Origin of the sequence: Solimonas flava DSM 18980, assembly GCF_000426685.1 — a bacterium.
GTDB lineage: Bacteria > Pseudomonadota > Gammaproteobacteria > Nevskiales > Nevskiaceae > Solimonas > Solimonas flava.
The window spans coordinates 76,898-99,738 of the sequence record NZ_AUFV01000003.1 but is presented as its reverse complement, the minus strand read 5'-3'; the positions used below and the strand labels follow the sequence as shown (position 1 = coordinate 99,738).

Sequence of the window (22,841 nt, the reverse complement as noted above, 5' to 3'; positions counted from 1 at the left end):
TCACGGTAAGGAAGCGACGTGCTGTGCGGCAAACGGGGGCTCAGCGCACGCCGCGGCGCAGCAGGCGGAAGAAGCCGTACGAGGGATCGGCCGGGCCCGGCTCGCCGATGTAGGCGCCGGCGAGGAACGGATGCTGCAGGTCGACCTTGCTCGGCGAGGCCGGATAGGCCCAGTCGGCGACGATCGAGCGGTGGCTGAACTTCCACACGCCGTCGCGCTTCTCGTACTTGTCGAAGTAGCGGCCGCCGATCAGCACGTCGTACAGCGCGTCGCCGTCGCGCACCTGATGCATCGCGATCAGGTAGACCTCGCCCTCGGCGCAGGTGCCGTCGAGCTTGAGGTTCACCGTCGTCACGTTGTGATGCAGGATCGCCATCGGCGCCTGGATCTGCGGCAGCTTGTCGAGGAACTCGCGGGCCGGGCCCTTGGCGAAGCGGCCGTGCTCGTCGATCGCGTCGTCGTGGTAGAGCGCGCGCATCTTGTCGAAGTCGTGGCGGTCGGCGGCGTTGCAGTAGGCGGCGATCAGTTCATGAATCGCCTGCTTGTCGAGCAGCGCTTCGAGTTCGCGTTCGAGGTCCGGGCGCATCGGGTTCTCCGGTCGGTGAGCGCCGACCGTAGCACCGCGCGCCGTCGCCGCTGTTCCTCCGAAGGGACGAAGCGCGCCGCCGCCCAGCGGCAGCGGCGCCCGCCCCGCCGGCCGGCGCCTACATGTTGCGGCGGTAGCGGCCGCCGACTTCGAACAGCGTCTGCGTGATCTGTCCCAGCGAGCAGACGCGCACCGCGTCCATCAGCACCGCGAAGACATTGCCGTTGGCGATCACGGTGTCGCGCAGGCGCGCGAGCAGCTGCGGCGCGTCGGCGGCGTGGCGCTGGTGGAAGTCGGCGAGGCGCTGGAGCTGCGACTGCTTCTCGTCGTCGGTCGAGCGCGCCAGCTCGATCGTCTCCGGCACCGACTCGCCGTGCGGATTGCGGAAGGTGTTGACGCCGATGATCGGCAGCGAGCCGTCGTGCTTCTTGTGTTCGTAGTGCAGCGACTCTTCCTGGATCTTGCCGCGCTGGAAACCGGTTTCCATCGCGCCGAGCACGCCGCCGCGCGCGGCGATCGCCTCGAACTCCTTGAGCACCGCTTCTTCGACCAGATCGGTCAGCTCGTCGATGATGAAGCTGCCCTGGTTCGGGTTCTCGTTTTTGGCCAGGCCCCACTCGCGGTTGATGATCAGCTGGATCGCCATCGCCCGGCGCACGGACTCTTCGGTCGGCGTGGTGATCGCCTCGTCGTAGGCGTTGGTGTGCAGCGAATTGCAGTTGTCGTAGATCGCGATCAGCGCCTGCAGCGTCGTGCGGATGTCGTTGAACGCCATTTCCTGGGCGTGCAGCGAGCGGCCCGAGGTCTGCACGTGGTACTTGAGCTTCTGCGAGCGATCGTTGCCGCCGTAGCGGTTCTTCATCGCCACCGCCCAGATGCGGCGCGCGACGCGGCCGATCACCGAGTACTCCGGGTCCATGCCGTTGCTGAAGAAGAACGACAGGTTCGGCGCGAAGTCGTCGATCTTCATGCCGCGCGCCAGGTACGACTCGACGTAGGTGAAGCCGTTGGCGAGCGTGAACGCGAGCTGGCTGATCGGGTTCGCCCCGGCCTCGGCGATGTGATAGCCGGAGATCGACACCGAGTAGAAGTTCTGCACCTTGTGGGCGACGAAGTATTCCTGGATGTCGCCCATCATCTTCAGCGCGAACTCGGTGCTGAAGATGCAGGTGTTCTGGCCCTGGTCTTCCTTGAGGATGTCGGCCTGCACGGTGCCGCGCACGGTCGACAGCGTGCGCGCCCGCAGCTGCGCGTACTCGCTGGCATCCGGCTTGCGGCCCTGCGCCTGCTCGAAGGCCTCGACCTGCTGGTCGATCGCCGTGTTCATGAACATCGCCAGGATCATCGGCGCCGGGCCGTTGATCGTCATCGACACCGAGGTCGTCGGCGCGCACAGGTCGAAGCCCGAATACAGCACCTTCATGTCGTCGAGCGTGGCGATCGAGACGCCCGAGTTGCCGATCTTGCCGTAGATGTCCGGGCGCAGGTCCGGGTCCCAGCCGTACAGCGTCACCGAGTCGAAGGCGGTCGACAGGCGATGCGCCGGCATGCCTTCCGAGACGCGCTTGAAGCGGCGGTTAGTGCGGAAGGCGTCGCCTTCGCCGGCGAACATGCGCGTCGGATCCTCGCCCTCGCGCTTGAACGGAAACACGCCGGCGGTGTACGGGAACTCGCCGGGCACGTTCTCCTTCATCAGGAAGCGCAGCGTCTCGCCGTCGTCCTCGTAGCGCGGCAGCGCGACCTTGCGGATGCGCGTGCCGGACAGCGATTCGCTCGTCAGCTTGGTGCGGATCTCCTTGTCGCGGATCTTCACCACGTGCTCGTCGCCGCTGTACTGCGCGACCAGCGTCGGCCAGCGCTCGAGCAGTTTCTGCGCCTGCGGCGTCAGCTCGCCGTCCTTGGCCGAGACCAGCTCGTCGAAGCCGGCGGCCGGCCGGCCGGCCTGCTCGAACAGCGCCTTGGCGATCTTCAGCGACTGGCGCTCGCGCGCGATGCGCGCCTGCTGCGCGATCTCGTGGTGATAGCCGCGCACGGTGGTGGCGATCTCGGCGAGATAGCGCACGCGCTCGGCCGGCACGATCGCACGGCCCTGCGACGAAGCCTTGACCATGACCTTCGGCAGGCGGCCGTCGTCGAGCTTGAGACCCAGCGCCTGCAGTTTCGCGGCGAGCGCCTGGTAGAGCGCGGTGACGCCGTCGTCGTTGAAGCGCGAGGCCATCGTACCGTAGACCGGCATGGTGTCCGGCGCCTGCATGAACAGCTCGCGGTTGCGCTGGTACTGCTTGCGCACGTCGCGCAGCGCGTCCTCGGCGCCCTTGCGGTCGAACTTGTTGATGGCGACGAAGTCGGCGAAATCGAGCATGTCGATCTTTTCGAGCTGCGAGGCGGCGCCGAACTCCGGCGTCATCACGTACAGCGAGGTGTCGACGAAGGGCACGATCGCGGCGTCGCCCTGGCCGATGCCCGAGGTCTCGACGATGATGAGGTCGAAGCCCGACAGCTTGCAGGCCGCGATCACGTCCGGCAGCGCCGCCGACAGCTCGGAGCCGGTGTCGCGCGTCGCCAGCGAGCGCATGTAGACCTTCGGCGTGTCGATCGCGTTCATGCGGATGCGGTCGCCGAGCAGCGCGCCGCCGGTGCGCTTGCGCGACGGGTCGATCGAGACGATGGCGACGTTCAGGCGGTCGCCCTGGTCGAGGCGCAGGCGCAGCACCAGCTCGTCGGTCAGCGAGGACTTGCCGGCGCCGCCGGTGCCGGTGATGCCGAGCGTCGGCGTTTGTACTTCGGCGGCGGCGGCGCGGATCGCCTCGCGCACTCCGTCCGGATACTCGCCGTTCTCGAGCGCGGTGATGGTGCGCGCCAGGCGCCGGCGGTCGCCGCTGCGCAGCGCGTCGAGTACCTCGGCCGGCTGCGGCGCGAGCGCGCCGAGATCGTAGTCGCTCGACTGGATGACGTCGTTGATCATGCCCTGCAGGCCGAGCGTCGCGCCGTCCTCGGGCGAATAGAGGCGGGTGACGCCGTAGCCCATCAGCTCCTTGATCTCGGCCGGCACGATCACGCCGCCGCCGCCGCCGAAGACCTTGATGTTCTCGCCGCCGTTGGCGCGCAGCAGGTCGACCATGTACTTGAAGAATTCGACGTGGCCGCCCTGATACGAGGTCACGGCGATGCCCTGTGCGTCTTCCTCGAGCGCGGCCTTGACGATCTCGCCGACCGAACGGTTGTGGCCGAGGTGGATGACTTCGGCGCCGGTCGACTGCAGGATGCGGCGCATGATGTTGATCGAGGCGTCGTGGCCGTCGAACAGCGAGGTCGCGGTGACGAGGCGGATCTTGTGCTGGGCCTTGTACGGCTTCAGATGGGCGGCAACGGAGAGGTCGTTCATGGCGGATACCGGCTTCGGGCCTGGCGGCCCTCTGGGACGACCGCAGATTCTAGGCGCCGGCCGGCGCCGCGAGGATGCCGGAAAGCGCCGTGAGCAGCGAGCGAATTTGCCATAATTTGCCGTCCATTCGGAGGACCCGGAGCGCATCGGCAAGGCCATGATCACGATGGAAAAAGGCAGCGTGGCGATTGCCTTCGTGCGGGAGGCGCTGGAAGGCGTCACGCGGCGCGGCCTGGAGCCGCTGCCGCTGCTGCGCCGCGCCGGCATCGATCCGGACTGGCTGGCGGCCGACGAGGCGCGCGTCTCGGCCGACGCCTTCGGCACGCTGTGGCTGGAGATCGCGCGCGCGCTCGACGACGAATTCTTCGGGCTCGACGCGCGGCGCCTCAAGGTCGGCAGCTTCGCGACGCTGACCCACCTGACGCTGCACACGCCCACGCTGCGCGAGGCGCTGCTGCGCGGCACGCGCCTGCTGAACCTGCTGCTCGACGACACCCGCATCGTCTTCGAGGCCGACGGCGAGCTGGCGCGGCTGCGCTTCGTGGTGCTGCGCGACGCCGGCGAGCAGCGCCGCCGCTTCGCGCACGAGACCCTGTTCGTGCTGCTGCACGGCCTGCTCTGCTGGCTGATCGGCCGCCGCATCGCGATCCGCACCGCGCGCTTCGCCTACGCGCAGCCGCCGTGGTGGCGCGAATACATGATCGTCTACGCCGGCGACGTCGGCTTCGACGCGCCCGAGACCGTCTTCACCTTCGACGCCATCGAGCTCGCTGCGCCGGTCGTGCAGAACGAGCGCAGCGCCAAGGAGTTCCTGCAGCGCGCGCCGCGCAATTTCATCGTCAAGTACCGCAACCCGCGCAGCCTCGCCGCGCGCGTCCGCCGCCAGCTGCGCGGCACGCCGCCGGAGCAGTGGCCGGATCTGCCGGCGCTGGCCGCCGCCCTCGGCCTCGGCGTGTCGACGCTGCGCCGTCGCCTCGACGACGAAGGCCAGTCGTTCCGGCGCATCAAGGACGCGCTGCGCCGCGATCTGGCGATCCGCTATCTGACGCGTTCGCGCCTGCCGGTCGGCGAGATCGCGCAGGCGCTCGGCTTCGCCGAACCGAGCGCCTTCCACCGCGCGTTCCGCCAGTGGACCGGCGTCAGTCCCGGCGACTACCGGCGCGGTGCGGCGGGGCCGTCGCCCTGAGCCGGCGCCCGCCGTCGCAAGCCCGTCGAAACGCCGGCAATACAGGTAAATCCAGCCCCTTGCTGACGCCCTGCGGTCGGCCGTCTGGCAATACATCAAAGCGTCACAAGGCCTTTCGAAGCTGCCGCGTTTTCCTTGCCAGCGAGCGGGTGATTCGATGCCTCATGCCATGTTCACTGCGACGAGCGATCGTCGCGAATTCCTGCGCCGCGTGTTCCTGGGCGCCGGCGCGCTCGGCCTGCCGTCGTGGCTGGCCGCCTGCGGCGGCAGCGGCTCGGACGCCGCGGCGCCGCGCAGCGACGCGCTGCCGGTGACGCCGGGGCCGCTGTCGACGATCAGCGAGCTGCAGGACGCCGGGCTCGACGGCATCCTCATCCCGGAAGGCTTCTCGATCCGCGCGGTCGCCCGGCACTACACGAATCCGGTCACCGGCAATTTCGACCTGCTTGGCCTCAGCGGTTACGTCTGGCACAACGCACCGGACGGCGGCGCCGTGTTCGATGCGCCGGACGGCGGCTGGGTCTACGTCAGCAACAGCGAGACCAGCGTCAATGGCAGCGTGTTCGGCTCCAGCCGCGACGGCGGCGTCGGCGCGCTGCGCTTCGCCGCCGACGGCACCGTTACCGCCGCCTACCGCATCCTCGACGGCACGCGCCGCAACTGCGCCGGCGGCAAAACGCCGTGGCAGACCTGGCTGTCCTGCGAGGAAACCGGCGACGGCCAGGTCTACGAGTGCCAGCCGTTCGGCACGCCGGACGACGCGCGCGCGCTGCCGGCGCTCGGCCTGTTCAATCACGAGGCGGCCTGCATCGATCTGGCGACGCGCACGGTGTTTCTGACCGAGGACGCCGGCGACGGCCGCTTCTACCGCTTCGTCGCCGACGCCAGCGATCTCGTCACCGAGAACGGCGTGACGCGGCTGAAGATGGAAAGCGGCCGCCTGCAGGTGATGAACGTCGAGGGTTACGAGAACGACGCCTACATCGACGGCGACGACCACGCCCGCCTGTTGCGCAAGGTCAGCTGGATCGACGTCGCCGAGCCCGGCCGCGCCCAGGGCGAGGTGCGCTCGGCGCTCGCCGCCGCCGGTCAGGCGGTGCCGGGCACGGTGTTCAAGGGCGGCGAAGGCATCTGGCACTACGCGGTGCCGGACGCGCTGACCGCGATCCCGGCCGGCGGCAGCGGCGCGACGCGCGCGCTGGTGTTCTTCACCACCAAGGGCGACAACCGCGTCTACGCCTACGACATCGACAACGGTCTGATCCAGACCGTGTTCGACAACGCCTCGATCGATCCGCCGTTCGACGACGTCGACAACCTCGTGGTCAGCCCGGCCGGCGACATCGTCGTCGCCGAGGACGGCGAGGCGATGCGGCTGATGGTGATCGTGCCCGGCGCGCCGGCGAAGACGCTGCTGCAGATCACGCTCGGCGGCTCGGAACTGACCGGCCCGGCGTTCACCGCCGACGGTTCGCGGCTTTACTTCAGCTCGCAGCGCGGACCGAACCTGGCGATCGGCAAGACCGGCTCCGGCGTCACCTACGAGCTGACGATTCCGCCGGCCTACCGCGGCCGCTGAAGGCCGCTCACAGCGGATCGATGCGCAGGCCCTCGCCGCGCGCGAGCGCGGCCTGCGTGCTGTCGGCGATGCGGCCGGGCGCGCGCTGCGCGGGGCCGGCCGCTTCGAGCAGTACCCAGGGGCGGCCGCCGTGCGTGATGGCCGCTTCGCCGGCGCGCGGCGTCGCCGCCAGTCCGAGCAGGTAGTGGCGGCGCACGTGCACGCCGACCAGCGGCGTGTCGCCGAGGTTCTGCAGGATCGCCGCCAGCAGCGCCGCCTTGGTATCGCAGTCGCCGTAACCCTGTTCCAGCGCGCGCGGCGGTGGATAGAAGCCGAGGATCTGGCGGCCGTCTTCGCTGAGCGCCGGCCGCCGGTAGAGGAGTCCGGTCTGCACTAGCGCGATCGCCGCGCGCATCGTCCAGTCCGCGTCGCGGCCGCGCGCGGCGGCGGCGGCGCGCAGGGCCTGCGCGACCGGCCGCACGCGAGCGCGGTTGCGGCGCACGACTTCGGCGATATCCACGGAGAGGCGCGAGACCTGGCCGGCGACCGGGCGCAGGCGCAGCGCGTGCTCGCGGTAGTAGCGCGTCGTCTGCCGGTCGAAGGCGGCCTGCTCGCAGCGCGGCGCGGCGAGACAGGCGGCGCGCAGCGATTCGAGTTCCGCGTCGTGGATGCCGAACTCGCGCAGCGAATCGCGTCCGGCCGCGGCCGGCAGTTCGAACGTCAGATCGAGCGTTTCGCCGTCGAAGCTGCGGATGCGGGTGCTGACGCGGGTGCGACCGTCCGCCAGCGCGGTGCTGCGGTAGTCGGTGCCCGGCGCGCGCGCGGCGCCAGCGCCGATGCGGGCGGCATCGTCGTCGGCCGGCGGGCTCGGTGCCGCCGAGGCGGCGCAGCCGGCGCCGAACGCCAGCACCGCGCCCAGCAGGGCGAGCAGGCGCATCGGGCGGCGGACGGGCGGGGCGATGGTCGGCATGGCGGACGGTCGGGCGGACGACGGAAACAGCGCTCGCCGTCGCAGTCTCGTCAGCGCGGTGCGGCCTCGCGTCAGCGCGATCCGGACGGGTATCGCCCGACCGCGCCGGCCGCGCGTTCCGGCGCGGCGTGCCGGCGGCCGTTTCGCGGCCCGCTGCCGTGCGAATGCCGCGGTGCACGGCGGATCGGGAAAAACCCGACCGGCACCTCGCGCGGGCGCGGCGCTCGTCGGTACGAGCGGCCCGGCCCGGGCGACGAACGGCGCGCCGGTTTCCGGGTCCGCGCGGCGTCGGCCGGCCTGCGCGCGCGCCGGGGCGATGGCCGGCCGCCGCTGGCGGGCGCGGCGGGCTTGCCGCATCCTCGGGTTTCGACAGGACGTCGCAGGAGTTCCGCCATGGCCGGGAAAGGCACGTTGGTGCGCGCGTGGGTGGGCGCGGCGCTGCTCGCCGTCATGCTGTCGTCGGTCGCCGCGGCCTCGCCCGCGGCCGCGCTGCCGCCGCTGCAGACGCAGGGCGAGATCCGCTATCTGTCCGGCGGCATCGGCAGCGACGAAGCCGCGGCGATCCAGGCCGCGCGCGAGCAGTTCGCGCTGAGCATCAGCCTGTCGGCGCGCAGCGGCGGCCGCGACGTCTATCTGGCGACGGTGCCGCTGACGATCCGCGACGATGCCGGGCGCACGCTGCTCGACGTCGTCAGCGACGGCCCGTATCTGCTGGTGCAATTGCCGCCCGGCCGCTACGAGATCGCGGCGCGCTACGGCGGCGAGACGCGGACGCGCGTCGTCCAGCTCGTCGCCGGCCGGCCGCAGCGCCTCGCGCTGAGCTGGTCGCAGCTGACGAACGAGGCGGCGAACGAGGCGGCGGCCGCGCCGCCGAGCGCGGCGCCGACGCTGGCGCCCGCAACGGACGCCGGCACCGCGGCACGCGATCCGGCGCTGCCGCCGGTCCGGGTACAAGGCGGCGTGCCGTATCTGTCCGGCGGCGTCGGCAGCGAGGAGGCGGCCGCGATCCAGGCTGCCGCCGCGCGCTACTCGCTGGCGCTGACGCTGTCGGCGAACGAGGACGGCCGCGGCGTGTTTCTCGCGTCGATCCCGGTCAGCGTCAGCGAAGTCGGCGGCGCGACGCTGCTCGATGTCGTCACCGACGGTCCCTACCTGCTCGCCGACCTGCCGCCGGGCCGCTACGTCGTGCGTGCGCGCTACGCGGAGCAGGAGCAGACCGCGACCGTGACCGTCGCGCCCGGCCGGACCGCGCGCGTGTCGTTCGCGTGGCGCGCGACGGCGCACTGACCGCGCGACGGCGCACTGACCGCGCGGCTCCGGCGCCATTGAGGCGCGCCGGGCCGACGTCCGGGCGCCGAAGTCCGGGGCCCGGTGTGCGCGCTGCGCAGGAGTCGCGCGCCGTTGCCGGGCTTCAGGTCGAGGCGCGCGCCACGCCGTCGCTGTCCGGCTGCGCCTCGAACGCGCGCACCACCCAGTCGATGAACACGCGCACGCGCGGCGACAGATGCCGGTTGCGCGGGTACAGCAGCGAGACCGGCGACGGCGACGGCGGATGCTGCGGCAGCACCTCGACCAGCGTGCCGCGGCGCAGATCGTCCTCGACGTGGTAGCGCGGCACCTGGATCAGGCCCAGGCCCAGGCGCGCGGCGGCGACCAGGCTCTCGGCGCCGTTGACGGAGACCGTCGCCGGCAGCAGGCGCGTCTGCACGACGCCGTCGACGGTGAATTCGAGCGGCAGCAGCTGCCCGCTCGCCGACGAGCGGAAGCCGACCATACGGTGGCCGTCGAGCGCATCCGGCGAGGCCGGCACGCCGTGCCGGGTGAGATAGCCGGGTGCGGCGCAGCTGACTTCGGCCAGCGTCGCGACGCGGCGCGCGACCATTTCCGGTTCGCTCGGCGTGCCGACGCGCAGCACGCAGTCGATGCCCTCACGGACCAGATCGACGAGGCGGTCGCCCTCGCTCAGGTACAGCTGCAGCTCCGGGTACTCGGCGAGGAAGCGCGGCAGGCCGGGCAGCACGAAGCGGCGCGCCAGCGTGCCGTGCACGTCGACGCGCAGCAGGCCGCCGGGCTTCTTGCCGTGGAACGCCGACTCGGCGTCCTCGAACTCGTCGAGCAGCTGCAGGCAGCGCGCGTAGTAGGCCTCGCCGTCGAGCGTCGGCCGCACGTGGCGGGTCGTGCGCTGCAGCAGGCGCACGCCGAGCCGCGCTTCGAGCGCCTGGATCGCATCGGTCGCCGTCGAGCGCGGCAGGCCGAGGTCCTCGGCGGCGAGCGTGAAGCTGCGGCGCTCGACCACGCGGGTGTAGAGGCGCATCGCGTCGATCCGGTCCATCGCCGTCCTTTGTTCGGATAATCCGGAAGGTCTTCGCGGATTCTGCGGGATTATCCGGAAAGCGTGAATTCATAGCCTGTGCGGGTCGGCCATGAGGCCATTCCCGCTACAGGAGCATTGCCATGAACGTCCCCCGGATTCCGGAGACCCCGAACGCCCGCGTCGCCATCGTCACCGGCGCCGCGCGCGGCATCGGCGCCGCCATCGCCCGCCGGCTCGCGCACGACGGCTACGCCGTCGTCGTCAACTACGCCGGCAGCCGCACCGCCGCTGAAACGCTCGTGCACGAGATCGAAGCCGCCGGCGGCCGCGGCCTCGCGGTGCGCGCCGACGTCGCCGATCCGGCCGCCGTCGCGCAGCTGTTCGACGCCGCCGCGACCGCGTTCGGCGGCGTCGACGTGCTCGTCAACAACGCCGGCGTGATGCAGCTGGCGGCGATCGGCGAGGCCGGCGACGAACTGTTCGACCGCCAGATCGCGATCAACCTCAAGGGGGCGTTCAATGGCCTGCGCGAGGCCGCGCGGCGCCTGCGCGACGGCGGCCGCATCGTCAGCCTCTCGACCAGCGTGCTCGGCCTGCGCCTGGAGCGCTACGGCATTTACGCGGCGAGCAAGGCGGCGGTCGAAGCGCTGACCGGGGTGCTGGCCAAGGAATTGCGCGGCCGCTCGATCACCGTCAATGCGGTGGCGCCGGGCCCGATCGCGACCGAGCTGTTCCTCGACGGCAAGTCGCCGGAGCTGATCGAGCGCCTCGCCAGGCTCAACCCGCTCGAACGGCTCGGCACGCCGGACGAGATTGCCGCGAGCGTCGCGTTCCTGATCGGCCCCGACGGCGGCTGGATCAACGGCCAGGTGCTGCGCGCCAACGGCGGCATGGTCTGAACGGCAACGAACGGAGAACCGCGGCCTGCTGCCGCGGTTTCGTCGAGCCGCGCGCGCGGCATCCCGCCGCCGTCGCCTGGCGCCGTACTTCGCGGTCTGAAGGTGGCCGCGCGGCGCTTCAGCCGCGCAGGCGCGCGACGATCGCGTCCTCGTCGCTTTTTGCGAAGCCGGCGAGGATGCCGCCCGGCCAGACGATCACCGGGCGCTTGACCAGCGAGGGCTCGCGCGCCAGCAGCGCGGCGGCGTTCGACGCGTCGAGGCCGGCGCGCGTGGCTTCGTCGAGGCGGCGCCAGGTCGTGCCCTTGCGGTTGACGACGACGTCGACGCCGAGCGCGTCGAGCCACTGCTGCGCGAGCGCGGCGCTCAGGCCCTCGGTCTTGAAGTCGTGGAAGCGATAGGCGATGCCGTCGTCGTCGAGACGGCGGCGGGCGCGCTGGACGGTGTCGCAGTTCTTGATGCCGTAGAGCGTGATCATGGGGCGCGAAATGAGGGACGCGGCGCATTGTAGATGCGGCGCCGCCTCGTCCGGTCGGCGCTTGTTCCGCCGCGCGCGCTCGCATACAGTGCGCGCCGTTCCAGGTGCCGCGCCGCCTTTCACCGGCGGTGCGGTTAAACGGGAAGCCGGTGCGTCGTTCGCCTTGCGGCGACGATCAGGCCGGCGCTGCCCCCGCAACGGTAAGCGTGTCGTCGTCCGCAACGAGCCACTGTGTCATCCGACATGGGAAGGCGCGGATCGACAAAACCGCGAGCCCGGATACCGGCCCGGATCACGTGAAGGCTCGCGGTGGGCGCTGCCGGAACAGGCGAGATCCGTTCCCGGTCGCGCCTGCCCGAAGGTTTCTCCCGCGGTCTTCGACCCAAGACCACTGGCCGTCGCGTGGGGCGACGGCACCGGGAGATCGTCCATGCCTTTCAACAAGGCGCTCGTTGCACTCATCGCCGCCGGCGTCGCGCCGGCCTACGCCCAATCCGCCGCACCGCTCGAAGTCGCCGCGGCCGATCCGGACACCATCATCGTCACCGCCAGCCGCGTCGCCGAGAAAGCCGGCGAGACGCAGGCGCCGGTCACCGTCATCACCCGCGAGGACATCGATCGCCTGCAGCCGCGCGATCTGCCGGCGCTGCTGGTCGGCCTGCCCGGCGTCAACGTCGTCAGCAACGGCGGCCCCGGCAAGGCGAGCTCGCTGTTCATGCGCGGCACCAACGGCGATCATCTGGTCGTGCTGATCGACGGCCTCAAGGTCGGTTCGGCGACGCTCGGCACCACGGCCTACGAGCAGATTCCGGTCGACCTGATCGACCACATCGAAATCGTGCGCGGCCCGCGTTCGAGCCTGTACGGCTCCGAGGCGATCGGCGGCGTGATCCAGATCTTCACCCGGCGCGGCAGCGCCGGCGGCGCGCTGACGCCGGCGTTCTCGCTCGGCGGCGGCAACTACGGCAGCGGCAAGGTCGAAGGCAGCGTGCGCGGCGGCTACGGCCGCGGCGGCTGGTACAGCGTCGGTCTCGCCGGCTCGACGACCGACGGCATCAACGTCAGGCCGGCCGGCGACGAGCCGGATCACGATGGTTTCCGCAGCGCGTCGGGCTCGCTGAACAGCGGCTGGACCTTCGCGAACGGCGCGACGCTCGAAGCGCATTACCTGCGCGCCGACAGTCACAACGAGTACGACGGCAGCTACAGCAACGAGGCCTACAACCGCCAGCAGCTGTTCGGCGGCCGCGCGCGCTTCTCGCCGCTGCCGGTCTGGGACGTGACGCTCGGCGCCGGCCAGAGCCAGGACTTCGGCGACTCGTTCCACGACACGCCGGTCGACGACTACATGGGCGGCCTGACGCGCAACCGCGGTTCGATCGAGACCTATCGCGACAGCTATTCCTGGCAGAACGACCTGCGCGTCGGCGCCGGCCAGATGCTCAGCGCCGGCGTCGACTTCACGCACGACCGCGTCGGCGGCGATACCGCCTACGCGGTCGACACGCGCGACAACACCGGCGTCTTCGCGCAGTACCAGCTGCGTCGCGCCGGCCACGAGCTGCAGCTGAGCGGCCGCCACGACGACAACCAGCAGTACGGCACGCACGACACCGGCGCCGTCGCCTACGCCTATCGCTGGTCCGAGGGCCTGCATGCCGGCGTCTCGTACGGCTCGGCGTTCAAGGCGCCGAGCTTCAACGATCTCTACTACCCGGGCTACGGCAATGCGACGCTCGCGCCGGAAAGCTCGCACAGCGTCGAGCTCAGCACCGGCGGCGATGGCCGCTTCGCCGGCGGCCGCTGGAACTGGGCGCTGAACGGCTACCGCACGACCGTCGACCAGCTGATCGTCTACAACCCGCTGAGCGGCGACTACGGCGCGCCCGACAACATCGGCGAGGCGCGCATCCTCGGCGCCGAGGCCCAGCTCGGCGCGCAGCGCGACGCACTGCGCGCGCAGCTGTACCTGAACTGGCTCGACGCCGAGAACCGCAGCGACGGCGCCGGCAAGGGCAAGGCGCTGCCGCGCCGCGCCCGGCAGACGGCGCGCGTCGATCTCGACCACGACTGGCGCGCGTTCTCGATCGGCACGACGGTGTTCGCGTCCGGCGAGCGCTACGACAACGTCGCCAACACGGTGAAGCTCGGCGGCTACACGACGTTCGATCTGCGCGCCGACTGGCGCGTACTGCCGTCGTGGACGCTGCAGGCGAAGGCCGCCAACGTGCTGAACAAGGACTATCAGACGGCTGCCGGCTACGGCTCGCCCGGCACCGGCTGGTTCTTCACCGTGCGCTACGCGCCGGCCGGCTGAAACTGCGCCCGGCGCCGTCCGGCGCCGGGCCTCTTGCTCAACAGGAGGTCCACATGAACAGCACCTTGAATCTGAGCCGTCCCGCGGCGCTGACGATCTTCGGCCTGCTCGCGCTGCTGATGCTGAGCACGCGCTACGCGCACTTCGCGCAACTGCCCGATGCATCGTGGGCGACGTTCTTCGCCGGCGGCTTCTACTTCGCCGGTCGCCGCGGTCTCGTGGTGTTCACCGCGCTGATGCTCGAAGCGGTCGCGATCGACTACGTCGTCATCCAGCATCTCGGGATCAGCAACTATTGCGTGACGCCGGCCTACGCCTTTCTGGTGCCGGCGCATGGCGCGCTGTGGCTGGCCGGCGCGTGGCTGCGCCGCGGCTACCGCTTCCGTCCGCGGACGCTGCTGCGCTTTGCCGGCGCGGCGATCGTCGCCACCCATCTCGCCTATCTGATCTCGAACGGTTCGTTCTACTGGCTCGGCGGCCGCTACGCCGAGCCGAACCTGGCCGAGTATCTGCAGCGCTTCGCGCGCTACTACGTCAACTTCGTCACCGTCACGCCGGCGTATCTGGCCCTGATCGCGCTGCTGCACATCGTCGCCGCCGCGGTGCTGCCGCAGTGGCGCGGCGGCCGCGACGAACGGCCGCAGGCTTGAGCCACGCGACCGCGGACGCCGGCGACATGCGCCGCGACGACGAAGCCGGTCTCGACGCGCGTCATCGCGCGCGCATGCAGCGCAAGAAGGCTGTCGTCGACGGCAGGATCGCGGCGGCGCAGACCGAGCGCGGCGTGCTGCTGGTGCTGACCGGCAACGGCAAGGGCAAGAGTTCGTCGGCGTTCGGCATGGTCGCGCGCGCGCTCGGCCACGGCATGCAGGTCGGCGTCGTGCAGTACATCAAGGGCCGCTGGCAAACCGGCGAGGAGCGCTTCTTCCGGCGCTACGCGCAGGTCCGCTATCACGTCATGGGCGAGGGCTACACCTGGGAGACGCAGGACCGCGAGCGTGACATTCGCGCCGCGCGCGCCGCCTGGGACGTGACGCGGGAGATGCTGCGCGATCCGGCGCTCGGGCTGGTCGTGCTCGACGAGCTCAACATCGCCCTCAAGCACCGCTACCTCGAGGTCGGCGAAGTCGTCGCCGCGCTCGCCGCGCGGCCGCCGCTGCAGCACGTCGTCGTCACCGGCCGCGCGGCGCCGCCGGAACTGATCGCCGCCGCCGACACCGTCACCGACATGGGTGCGCTCAAGCACGCGTTCGCGGCCGGCATCAAGGCGCAGCCGGGCATCGAGCTGTGAGCGCGTCCTGCCCTGCGCTGCTGATCGCCGCGCCCGCCTCCGGGCAGGGCAAGACCACGGTGACGGCGGCGCTGGCGCGCCGCGCCGTGCGCGAGGGTCGCCGCGTGCGTGTGTTCAAGACCGGCCCGGACTTTCTCGATCCGATGCTGCTCGAACGCGCGAGCGGCGCGCCGGTGCATCAGCTCGATCTGTGGATGGTCGGCGAAGCCGGCTGCCGCGCGCTTCTGCACGAGGCGGCCGCGCAGGCCGATCTGCTGCTGGTCGAAGGCGTGATGGGTCTCTACGACGGCACGCCGTCGAGCGCCGATCTGGCACAGCGCTTCGGCATTCCGGTGCTGGCCGTGATCGACGCGTCGGCGATGGCGCAGACCTTCGCCGCCGTCGCCTACGGCCTGGCGCGCTATCGCGACGGCCTGCCGATGCACGGTGTATTCGCCAACCGCGTCGGCGGCGCGCGGCACGCGCGGATGCTCGGTGCCGGCCTGCCCGACGGCCTCGCCTGCCGCGGCCATCTGCCGCGCGATGCGCGCTACGCGCTGCCGGAACGGCATCTGGGGCTGCTGCAGGCCGCGGAGATCGCCGATCTGGACGCGCGCCTCGACGCCGCCGCCGATGCGCTCGGCGCCGCGTTCGATTTCGCGGCGCTGCCGCGCGTGCGCTTCGCCGCGCCGGAGCCGGCGCCGGCGGTGCCGCCGCGGCTCGCCGGCCGGCGCATCGCCGTCGCCCGCGACGCGGCATTCGGCTTCATCTATCCGGCCAATCTCGACTGCCTGCGCGCGCTCGGCGCCGAGCTGCGCTTCTTCTCGCCGCTGCACGACGCCGCGCTGCCGGACTGCGAGGCGCTGTGGCTGCCCGGCGGCTATCCGGAGCTGTACGCGGCGCGGCTCGCGCAGAACCACGCGCTGCTCGCCGCGCTGCGCGCGCATCACGCCGCCGGCCGGCCGATCCTCGCCGAGTGCGGCGGGCTGATGGCGGTGTGCCGCGCGCTGGTCGACCGCGACGGCCTCGCGCATCCGCTCGCCGGCCTGCTCGACGCGACGGCGACGATGCAGCCGCGCCTGCAGGCGCTGGCGCTGCAGCAGGCCGATTTCGGCGCCGGCGTCCTGCGCGGCCACAGCTTCCACTACTCGACGCTCGAGACCGCGCTGACGCCGGCGCTGCGCGCGCAGGACGCGCAGGGCGCGGCCGGCGAGTCGATCTACCGCTGCGGCGCACTGACCGCCTCGTACGTGCATTTCTACTTCGCGTCGAACCCGGCGGCGACGGCGCGCCTGTTCGGAGCGTGCGCATGAGCGGGCTGACGGCGACGGCGCTGGCGATGCTGCTCGCGATCGCGCTCGATGCGGCGCTCGGCGAACCGCGCCGCGGCCATCCGCTGGTCGCGTACGGGCGTCTCGCCGCCGGCGCCGAAACCTGGCTGAACCGCGGTTGCGCGCGCCGCGCGCGCGGCGTCGTCGCGCTGCTGCTGCTCGTCGTGCCGCCGGTGGCGGCCGCCGCCGCGCTTGCGGCGGTGCCGGTCTTCGGCTTCAGCGTCGGCGTCGCCCTGCTGTACGCCTGCATCGGCCATCGCAGCCTGCGCGAGCATGCGCGGCGCGTCGCCGTCGCGCTGCAGGCGGGCGATCTGCCGGCGGCGCGTGCGCGCGTCGGCGCGATGGTCAGCCGCGACCCGCAGGATCTCGACGCGCCGCGCGTCGCCGCGGCGGCGACCGAATCGGTGCTCGAGAACGGCAACGACGCCGTGTTCGGCGCGCTGTTCTGGTTCGCCGTCGCCGGCGCGCCGGGCGCGCTCGCCTACCGCCTTGTCAACACGCTCGACGCTATGTGGGGCTACCGCACGCCGCGCCTGCGCGCGTTCGGCTGGGCGGCGGCGCGCCTCGACGACGCGCTGAACTACGTGCCGGCGCGCCTCACCGCGCTCAGCTACGCCGTGCTCGGCGACACGCGCGCGGCGTTGCGCTGCTGGCGGCAGCAGGCGCCCGCCTGCGAGAGCCCGAACGGCGGGCCGGTGATGAGCAGCGGCGCCGGCAGTCTCGGGCTCGCGCTCGGCGGCGGCGCGCACTACCGCGGCGTGTGGAAGGCGCGGCCGGCGCTCGGCGCCGGCGCCGCGCCGGACGCGGCCGGCATCGAGCGCGCGCTGCGTCTGGTCGCGCGCACGCTGGCGCTGTGGCTGCTGCTCGCGTCCGGCCTGGCGCTGGGCGGCGCGCTGCTCGCGGCGTTCGGCGGCGGTGCGCGCGATGCTTGAGCACGGCGGACGCGTGCGCGCCGCGGCGGCGCGCTACGGCCAGGCGCCGGCGCACTGGCTGGATCTGTCGACCGGCCTCAATCCGCAGCCGTGGACGCCGCCGCCGGCGGTCGCGCATGCCGCGCTGGCGGCGCTGCACACGCTGCCGGACGACGACGACGGCCTCGGCGCCGCGGCGCGAGAAGCCTACGGCGCCGAACTGCTGCCGGTCGCCGGCTCGCAGGCGGCGATCCAGCAGCTGCCGCGCCTGCGCCCGCGCTCGCGCGTCGCGGTGCTGACGCCGATGTACGGCGAGCATGCGCACTGCTGGCACGAGGCCGGGCACGCGCTGCGCGCCGTCGACGCCGCGCAATGCGCCGACGCGGCGCGGCACTGCGAGGTGCTGGTCGTCGCCCGGCCGAACAATCCGGACGGCACGCGCTTCGACGCCGCGACGCTGCTCGGCTGGCACGCCGCGCTGGCCGCGCGCGGCGGCTGGCTGATCGTCGACGAGGCCTTCATCGACGCCGAGGCCGGGGCCAGCCTGGCGGCCGAGGCGGGGCGGCGCGACGGTCTGATCGTGCTGCGCTCGCTCGGCAAGTTCTTCGGTCTCGCCGGCGCGCGCGTCGGCTTCGTCGCCGCCAGCGCCGCGCTGCGCGCGCGGCTGGCCGACGCGCTCGGCCCGTGGCCGCTGGCCGGGCCGTCGCGCGTGATCGCCGCGGCGGCGCTGCGCGACCGCGCCTGGCAGGCCGCTGCGCGCCGCCGTCTCGCAGCGGACGCGGCGCGGCTCGCGACGCTGCTGCACGCGCACGGCCTGGCGCCGGCCGGCGGCTGCGCGCTGTTCCAGTGGTGCCCGACGCCGGCCGCGCCGGCCGTGCACGAGGCGCTGGCGCGGCGCGCGGTGCTGACGCGGCTGTACGCCGGCGCCGTGCGCACGCCGGCCGGGCTGCGCTTCGGCCTGCCGCCGCCCGACGGCTGGGCGCGGCTCGACGCGACGCTGCATGCGGTGCTGCGCGAGCGGGGCGCAGCGGGGCGCGGAGCGGTCGCCGCATGAGCGCGCGCACGCTGATGGTCCAGGGCACCAGCTCGGACGCCGGCAAGAGCACGCTGGTCGCCGGCCTGTGCCGCGTGCTGCGCCGGCGCGGCGTGCGCGTGGCGCCGTTCAAGCCGCAGAACATGGCGCTGAACAGCGCGGTCGCCGCCGACGGCGGCGAGATCGGCCGCGCCCAGGCGCTGCAGGCGCAGGCCGCCGGCATCGCGCCCAGTTCCGACATGAATCCGATCCTGCTCAAGCCGAACAGCGATACCGGCGCGCAGGTCATCGTCCACGGCCGCGCGCTGTCGAACATGGACGCGCGCGCCTATCACGACTACAAGCGCGTCGCCCGCGACGCGGTGCTGGCTTCGTACGCGCGGCTCGCGGCGCAGTACGAGGCGATCGTCGTCGAAGGCGCCGGCTCGCCGGCCGAGATCAATCTGCGCGCGCACGACATTGCCAACATGGGCTTCGCCGAAGCGGTCGACTGTCCGGTGATCCTGATTGCCGACATCGATCGCGGCGGCGTGTTCGCGCAGCTGGTCGGCACGCTGGCGCTGCTCTCGGCCAGCGAGCGCGCGCGCGTGCGCGGCTTCGTCATCAACCGCTTCCGCGGCGATGCGGCGCTGCTCGAACCGGGCCTGCGCTGGCTGGAGGCGCAGACCGGCCTGCCGGTCTACGGCGTGCTGCCGTACCTGCACGGCCTGGCGCTCGACGCCGAGGACGCGCTCGACGCCGGCGGCAGCGGCGACGGCCTGCGCGTGGTGGTGCCGGCGCTGCCGCACATCAGCAACCACACCGACTTCGATGCGCTGCGCGCGCACCCGCAGGTCGATTTCCGCTACGTCGGCCTGCTGCAGACGCCGCCGCCGGCTGACCTCGTGATCCTGCCCGGCTCGAAAGCGGTGTGCAGCGATCTGGCGCAGCTGCGCGCGCAGGGCTGGGACGCGTATCTGCGCCGCCATCTGCGCTACGGCGGCCGCGTGCTCGGCATCTGCGGCGGCCTGCAGATGCTCGGCGCGCGCATCGACGATCCGCTCGGCCTCGAAGGCCCGCCCGGCGCCGCCGACGGTTTCGGCTGGCTGGCGCTGACGACGCGGCTGGCTGCCGACAAGCAGCTGCGCAACGTCGCCGGCCATCTGTGCCTCGGCGATGGCGCGACGCCAGTGCGCGGCTACGAGATCCACGCCGGCGTCAGCGCCGGACCGGCGCTGGCGCAGCCGTTCGCGCAGCTCGCCGACGGCCGCGCCGACGGCGCGCGGAGCGACGACGGCCAGATCGCCGGCACTTACCTGCACGGCCTGTTCGACACGCCGGCGGCCTGCACGGCGCTGCTTGCCTGGGCCGGCCTCGCCGAGGCCGCGCCGCTCGACCGCGAGGCGCTGCGCGAAGCGGCGATCGAGCGCCTCGCCGACGCGCTGGAAACGCATCTCGATCTGCCGCGGCTGCTCGCGGCCTGCAGCGGAGCCGCGTCATGAAAACCCTGATCCTCGGCGGCGTGCGCTCCGGCAAGAGCCGGCTCGCCGAGCGCCTCGCCGCCGCCGCCGGCGCGCCGGTCTGCTACATCGCCACCGCGCGCGACAGCGGCGACGATGAACTGCGCGCGCGCATCGCCGCGCATCGCGCGCGGCGGCCGCCGCACTGGGCGCTGGTCGAGGCGCCGCTGGCGCTCGCCGCGGCGCTGCGCCGCGAGGCGGCGGCCGGGCGCGTCGTGATCGTCGACTGCCTGACGCTGTGGCTGACCAATCTGTTGTGCGAGGCCGACGCGGCCGGCATCGAGCGCGAGCGCGAGGCGCTGCTCGATGCCGTGCCGGCGCTGCCCGGCACGCTGATCCTCGTCGCCAACGAAACCGGCCTCGGCATCGTGCCGCTCGGCGCGCTGACGCGGCGCTACGTCGACGAGGCGGGCGTGCTGCACCAGCGCCTCGCCGAGCGCTGCGAGCGCGTGCTGTTGACCGTCGCCGGCCTGCCGCTGGCGCTCAAGGGAAGTCTCTAGTGTCCTGTCTCCGAAATTCGCATGCGAATTCGCCGGTTCTTTTCGTGCCTGGCGGCGTTGCGCCTCCTCGCCATAGCGGTGCCGTGCCTCGTCGTTGCGCCTTGCCAGCCGCGAAAAGCCCCCGGCGACTTCATCAAGAAACTTCTGAGACGGGACGCTAGATGGACGCATCCGATGCTGCCGATGACCAGCGGCCGATCGCCGCACCCGACGCCGCCTGCGCCGCCGCGGCGCGCGCGCGCCAGGCGCAGCTGACCAAGCCGCCGGGTTCGCTCGGCGCGCTCGAAGCGCTGGCGGTGCGGCTGGCGGCGCTGCAATGTCGCGAACGGCCGCAGCTCGACACGGTGTGGATCAGTGTGTTTGCCGCCGACCACGGCGTCGCCGCCGAAGGCGTCTCGGCCTTTCCGCAGGCGGTGACGGCGCAGATGATCGACAACTTCGCCGCCGGCGGCGCCGCGATCAGCGTGCTCGCCGCGCAGCTCGGCGCGACGCTGGAGGTGATCGACCTCGGCACCGTCGCCGCCAGCCGCGCACCAGGCGTGCGCCGCGCCCATATCGCGCCGTCGACCGCCAATCTCGCCCGCGAGCCGGCGATGACGGCGGCGCAGCTGCAAGAAGCGCTGCGCTGCGGTGCCGACGCGGCGTGCCGCGCGCACGCGGCCGGCGCCGGGCTGTTTGTCGGCGGCGACATGGGCATCGCCAACACCACCAGCGCGACCGCGCTCGCCTGCGCGCTGCTCGGTCGGCCGCCGCGCGAGCTGGCCGGGCCGGGCACCGGACTCGACGCGCGCGGCGTCGCGCACAAGGCCACCGTCATCGAGCGCGCGCTGGCGCTGCACGGCGCGGCGCTGGGCGCGCCGCGCGAGGCGCTGCGCCGGCTCGGCGGTTTCGAGATCGCCGCGCTCGCCGGCAGTTTCATCGCCTGCGCGCAACGCGGCGTGCCGGTGCTGGTCGACGGCTTCATCGCCACCGCCGCGGCGCTGGTCGCGACGCGGCTGGCGCCGGCCTGCGCGCCGTGGCTGCTGTACGCGCACCGCTCGGCCGAGCCCGGCCACGCGCATCTGCTCGCCGCGCTCGGCGCCGAGCCGCTGCTCGATCTCGGCCTGCGCCTCGGCGAAGGCAGCGGCGCGGCGCTGGCGGTGCCGCTGCTGCGTCTGGCCTGCGCGCTGCACGCCGGCATGGCGACCTTCGCCGAGGCCGGCGTCGCCGGCGCCGGCGCGTGACGCGGCTGACGCTGCTGCGCCACGGCGAGACGCGGCAGCCCGGCTGCTACCTGGGCCGCAGCGACCCGCGCCTGAGCGCGCGCGGCTACGCGCAAATGCGCGCGGCGACGCGCGACGGGCGCTGGGCGCGCGTGCTCAGCTCGCCGCGCCGGCGCTGCGCCGCGTTCGCGCGCGCCTACGCCGCCGCGCACGGCCTGCCGCTGGCGTTCGACGAACGGCTCGCCGAACTGGATTTCGGCGACTGGGACGGCGTGCCGGTGGCGGCGCTGCACGCGCGCGAGCCGCAGGCGCTCGCCGCGTTCTGGCGCGATCCGCTCGCGCACCCGCCGCCGCGCGGCGAAACGTTGCCGGCGCTGGCGGCGCGCGTGCTCGCGGCGCTTGCCGACGTCGCCGCGCTGGGCGCCGACGCGCTGCTCGTCACGCACGGCGGGCCGCTGCGCATTGCCTGCGCGCGGCGCGACGGCCTGGCGCTGTCGGCGCTGTCGCAGATCGAGGTGCCGCACGGTGCCTGCCTCGCGTTCGACGCGCACGCCGCGACGGACGGACTGCGTCTGGCCGCGTGCGCGCCGCCGCCGGTCGTGGCCGCGCCGTGACCGTGCCGCCGCATCCGTTCTGCGTCGCGCTGCAGTTCCTGACGCGGCTGCCGCTGTCGCTGTCGCGCGCGCCGGACGCCGCCGCGCAGCGGCGTTCGCTGTACTGGTATCCGGCGGTCGGACTCGTCATCGGCGCCGCGCTGCTGCTGGCGGCGTGGCTCACGTCGGCGCTGCCGCCGGCGCCGCGCGCCGCGCTGCTGCTCGCGCTGTGGGCGTTGCTGACCGGGCTGCTGCATCTCGACGGACTCGCCGACTGTGCCGACGCCTGGCTCGGCGGCCACGGCGATCGCGCGCGCACGCTGGCGATCCTCAAGGACCCGCGCGCCGGCAGCGCCGCGGTCGCGGTGCTGGGGCTCGTGCTGCTGATGAAGTTCGCGGCGCTGCAGACGCTGCTGGCGTCCGGCACGGCGACGCCCGCGCTGCTGCTGGCGCCGGCGCTGGCCCGCGCCGCGGTGCCGGCGCTGTTCGCGAGTACGCCCTACGTGCGCGACGGCGGCCTCGGCGCGGCGCTGGCGCGCGATGCCGATCGGCGCGCGCAGTTCGGTGTCGCCGCGCTCGCCGCGCTGGCGGCGCTGGCCGGCGGCGCCTGGGCGGCACTGCTGGCGGTCGCCGGCGTCGTTTTTTTCGTGCGCGCGCTGGCGCTGCGCCGCCTCGGCGGCTTCACCGGCGACGTCGCCGGCGCGTTGATCGAGCTGGCCGAAGCCGCCGCGCTGCTGACCTGCATCTGACCGCGGCGCCGGCGCGCGGCGCGCGCCCTGTCGGCCGGCGGCCGGCATCGGGTAGTGTTGAGC

The 22,841-nt window shown here is 73.0% G+C and carries 20 protein-coding genes and 1 riboswitch; of the genes, 15 read left to right on the top strand and 5 right to left on the bottom strand.

Features of this window, described 5'->3' with window-relative positions:
* Positions 1-40: 40 nt before the first annotated feature.
* Complete coding sequence (locus tag K343_RS0105545; protein WP_028007199.1) at positions 41-586, bottom strand: nuclear transport factor 2 family protein; 546 nt, start codon at positions 584-586, stop codon at positions 41-43.
* 118 nt (positions 587-704) lie between these two features.
* Positions 705-3,971, bottom strand: a complete 3,267-nt coding sequence (gene icmF / locus K343_RS0105540; RefSeq protein WP_028007198.1) for a fused isobutyryl-CoA mutase/GTPase IcmF — start codon at positions 3,969-3,971, stop codon at positions 705-707.
* Positions 3,972-4,128: 157 nt separating this feature from the next.
* Here icmF and K343_RS0105535 point away from each other — a divergent pair, with 157 nt between their 5' ends.
* Complete coding sequence (locus K343_RS0105535; RefSeq protein WP_084615713.1) at positions 4,129-5,157, top strand: AraC family transcriptional regulator; 1,029 nt, start codon at positions 4,129-4,131, stop codon at positions 5,155-5,157.
* A gap of 169 nt (positions 5,158-5,326) precedes the next feature.
* Positions 5,327-6,736 (top strand): alkaline phosphatase PhoX, encoded by a 1,410-nt coding sequence (locus tag K343_RS0105530; protein WP_043112196.1) that lies wholly within the window; start codon positions 5,327-5,329, stop codon positions 6,734-6,736.
* Positions 6,737-6,743: 7 nt separating this feature from the next.
* On the opposite strand, the gene K343_RS23270 is transcribed toward K343_RS0105530, so the two are convergent.
* Positions 6,744-7,685 (bottom strand): hypothetical protein, encoded by a 942-nt coding sequence (locus tag K343_RS23270; protein ID WP_051277987.1) that lies wholly within the window; start codon positions 7,683-7,685, stop codon positions 6,744-6,746.
* Positions 7,686-8,078: 393 nt separating this feature from the next.
* On the opposite strand from K343_RS23270, the gene K343_RS0105515 reads away from it, so the two are divergent.
* On the top strand, positions 8,079-8,972 hold the full coding sequence (locus K343_RS0105515; protein WP_028007195.1) for a carboxypeptidase-like regulatory domain-containing protein: 894 nt from the start codon (positions 8,079-8,081) through the stop codon (positions 8,970-8,972).
* A gap of 124 nt (positions 8,973-9,096) precedes the next feature.
* On the opposite strand, the gene K343_RS0105510 is transcribed toward K343_RS0105515, so the two are convergent.
* Positions 9,097-10,017: a LysR family transcriptional regulator gene (locus tag K343_RS0105510; protein WP_028007194.1), complete on the bottom strand. Its 921-nt coding sequence runs from the start codon at positions 10,015-10,017 to the stop codon at positions 9,097-9,099.
* 122 nt (positions 10,018-10,139) lie between these two features.
* Here K343_RS0105510 and K343_RS0105505 point away from each other — a divergent pair, with 122 nt between their 5' ends.
* Positions 10,140-10,898, top strand: coding sequence for an SDR family oxidoreductase (locus K343_RS0105505; RefSeq protein WP_043112195.1), 759 nt, complete (start codon positions 10,140-10,142; stop codon positions 10,896-10,898).
* Positions 10,899-11,016: 118 nt separating this feature from the next.
* Here the strand turns inward: K343_RS0105505 and K343_RS0105500 are convergent, their stop codons facing one another.
* Positions 11,017-11,373 carry an arsenate reductase gene (locus tag K343_RS0105500; protein ID WP_028007192.1) on the bottom strand — a complete coding sequence of 119 codons (357 nt, stop codon included), beginning with the start codon at positions 11,371-11,373 and terminating at the stop codon, positions 11,017-11,019.
* An 84-nt stretch (positions 11,374-11,457) separates the two neighbouring features.
* A riboswitch (cobalamin riboswitch) is annotated at positions 11,458-11,678 on the top strand.
* A 125-nt stretch (positions 11,679-11,803) separates the two neighbouring features.
* Here K343_RS0105500 and K343_RS0105495 point away from each other — a divergent pair.
* From K343_RS0105495 to K343_RS0105445, 11 genes are all read left to right on the top strand, one after another.
* On the top strand, positions 11,804-13,690 hold the full coding sequence (locus K343_RS0105495; protein WP_043112194.1) for a TonB-dependent receptor domain-containing protein: 1,887 nt from the start codon (positions 11,804-11,806) through the stop codon (positions 13,688-13,690).
* 53 nt (positions 13,691-13,743) lie between these two features.
* On the top strand, positions 13,744-14,340 hold the full coding sequence (locus K343_RS21120; protein WP_051277986.1) for a hypothetical protein: 597 nt from the start codon (positions 13,744-13,746) through the stop codon (positions 14,338-14,340).
* A 26-nt stretch (positions 14,341-14,366) separates the two neighbouring features.
* Complete coding sequence (gene cobO, locus K343_RS0105485) at positions 14,367-14,981, top strand: cob(I)yrinic acid a,c-diamide adenosyltransferase (RefSeq protein WP_028007190.1); 615 nt, start codon at positions 14,367-14,369, stop codon at positions 14,979-14,981.
* A complete protein-coding gene (locus K343_RS0105480; RefSeq protein ID WP_028007189.1) occupies positions 14,978-16,273 on the top strand; it encodes a cobyrinic acid a,c-diamide synthase CobB in 1,296 nt (431 codons plus the stop codon). The genes cobO and K343_RS0105480 overlap by 4 nt, the downstream gene beginning before the upstream one ends.
* The gene (gene cbiB / locus K343_RS0105475) at positions 16,270-17,223 is read left to right on the top strand and encodes an adenosylcobinamide-phosphate synthase CbiB (RefSeq protein ID WP_043112239.1); all 954 of its coding nucleotides are present in this window, start codon (positions 16,270-16,272) and stop codon (positions 17,221-17,223) included. The genes K343_RS0105480 and cbiB overlap by 4 nt, the downstream gene beginning before the upstream one ends.
* Positions 17,216-18,256 (top strand): threonine-phosphate decarboxylase CobD, encoded by a 1,041-nt coding sequence (gene cobD / locus K343_RS21115; RefSeq protein ID WP_043112238.1) that lies wholly within the window; start codon positions 17,216-17,218, stop codon positions 18,254-18,256. Before cbiB ends, cobD begins: the two co-directional genes overlap by 8 nt.
* On the top strand, positions 18,253-19,716 hold the full coding sequence (locus K343_RS0105465; RefSeq protein WP_028007187.1) for a cobyric acid synthase: 1,464 nt from the start codon (positions 18,253-18,255) through the stop codon (positions 19,714-19,716). The genes cobD and K343_RS0105465 overlap by 4 nt, the downstream gene beginning before the upstream one ends.
* Entirely contained in the window at positions 19,713-20,234 is a 522-nt protein-coding gene (cobU, locus tag K343_RS0105460) for a bifunctional adenosylcobinamide kinase/adenosylcobinamide-phosphate guanylyltransferase (RefSeq protein ID WP_028007186.1), read from the top strand. The genes K343_RS0105465 and cobU overlap by 4 nt, the downstream gene beginning before the upstream one ends.
* Before the next feature lie 161 nt (positions 20,235-20,395).
* Positions 20,396-21,457, top strand: coding sequence for a nicotinate-nucleotide--dimethylbenzimidazole phosphoribosyltransferase (gene cobT, locus K343_RS0105455; RefSeq protein ID WP_051277985.1), 1,062 nt, complete (start codon positions 20,396-20,398; stop codon positions 21,455-21,457).
* Positions 21,454-22,050, top strand: coding sequence for a histidine phosphatase family protein (locus tag K343_RS21110; protein ID WP_051277984.1), 597 nt, complete (start codon positions 21,454-21,456; stop codon positions 22,048-22,050). Before cobT ends, K343_RS21110 begins: the two co-directional genes overlap by 4 nt.
* Entirely contained in the window at positions 22,047-22,778 is a 732-nt protein-coding gene (locus K343_RS0105445; RefSeq protein WP_084615753.1) for an adenosylcobinamide-GDP ribazoletransferase, read from the top strand. Before K343_RS21110 ends, K343_RS0105445 begins: the two co-directional genes overlap by 4 nt.
* The last annotated feature ends 63 nt before the right edge of the window (positions 22,779-22,841 follow it).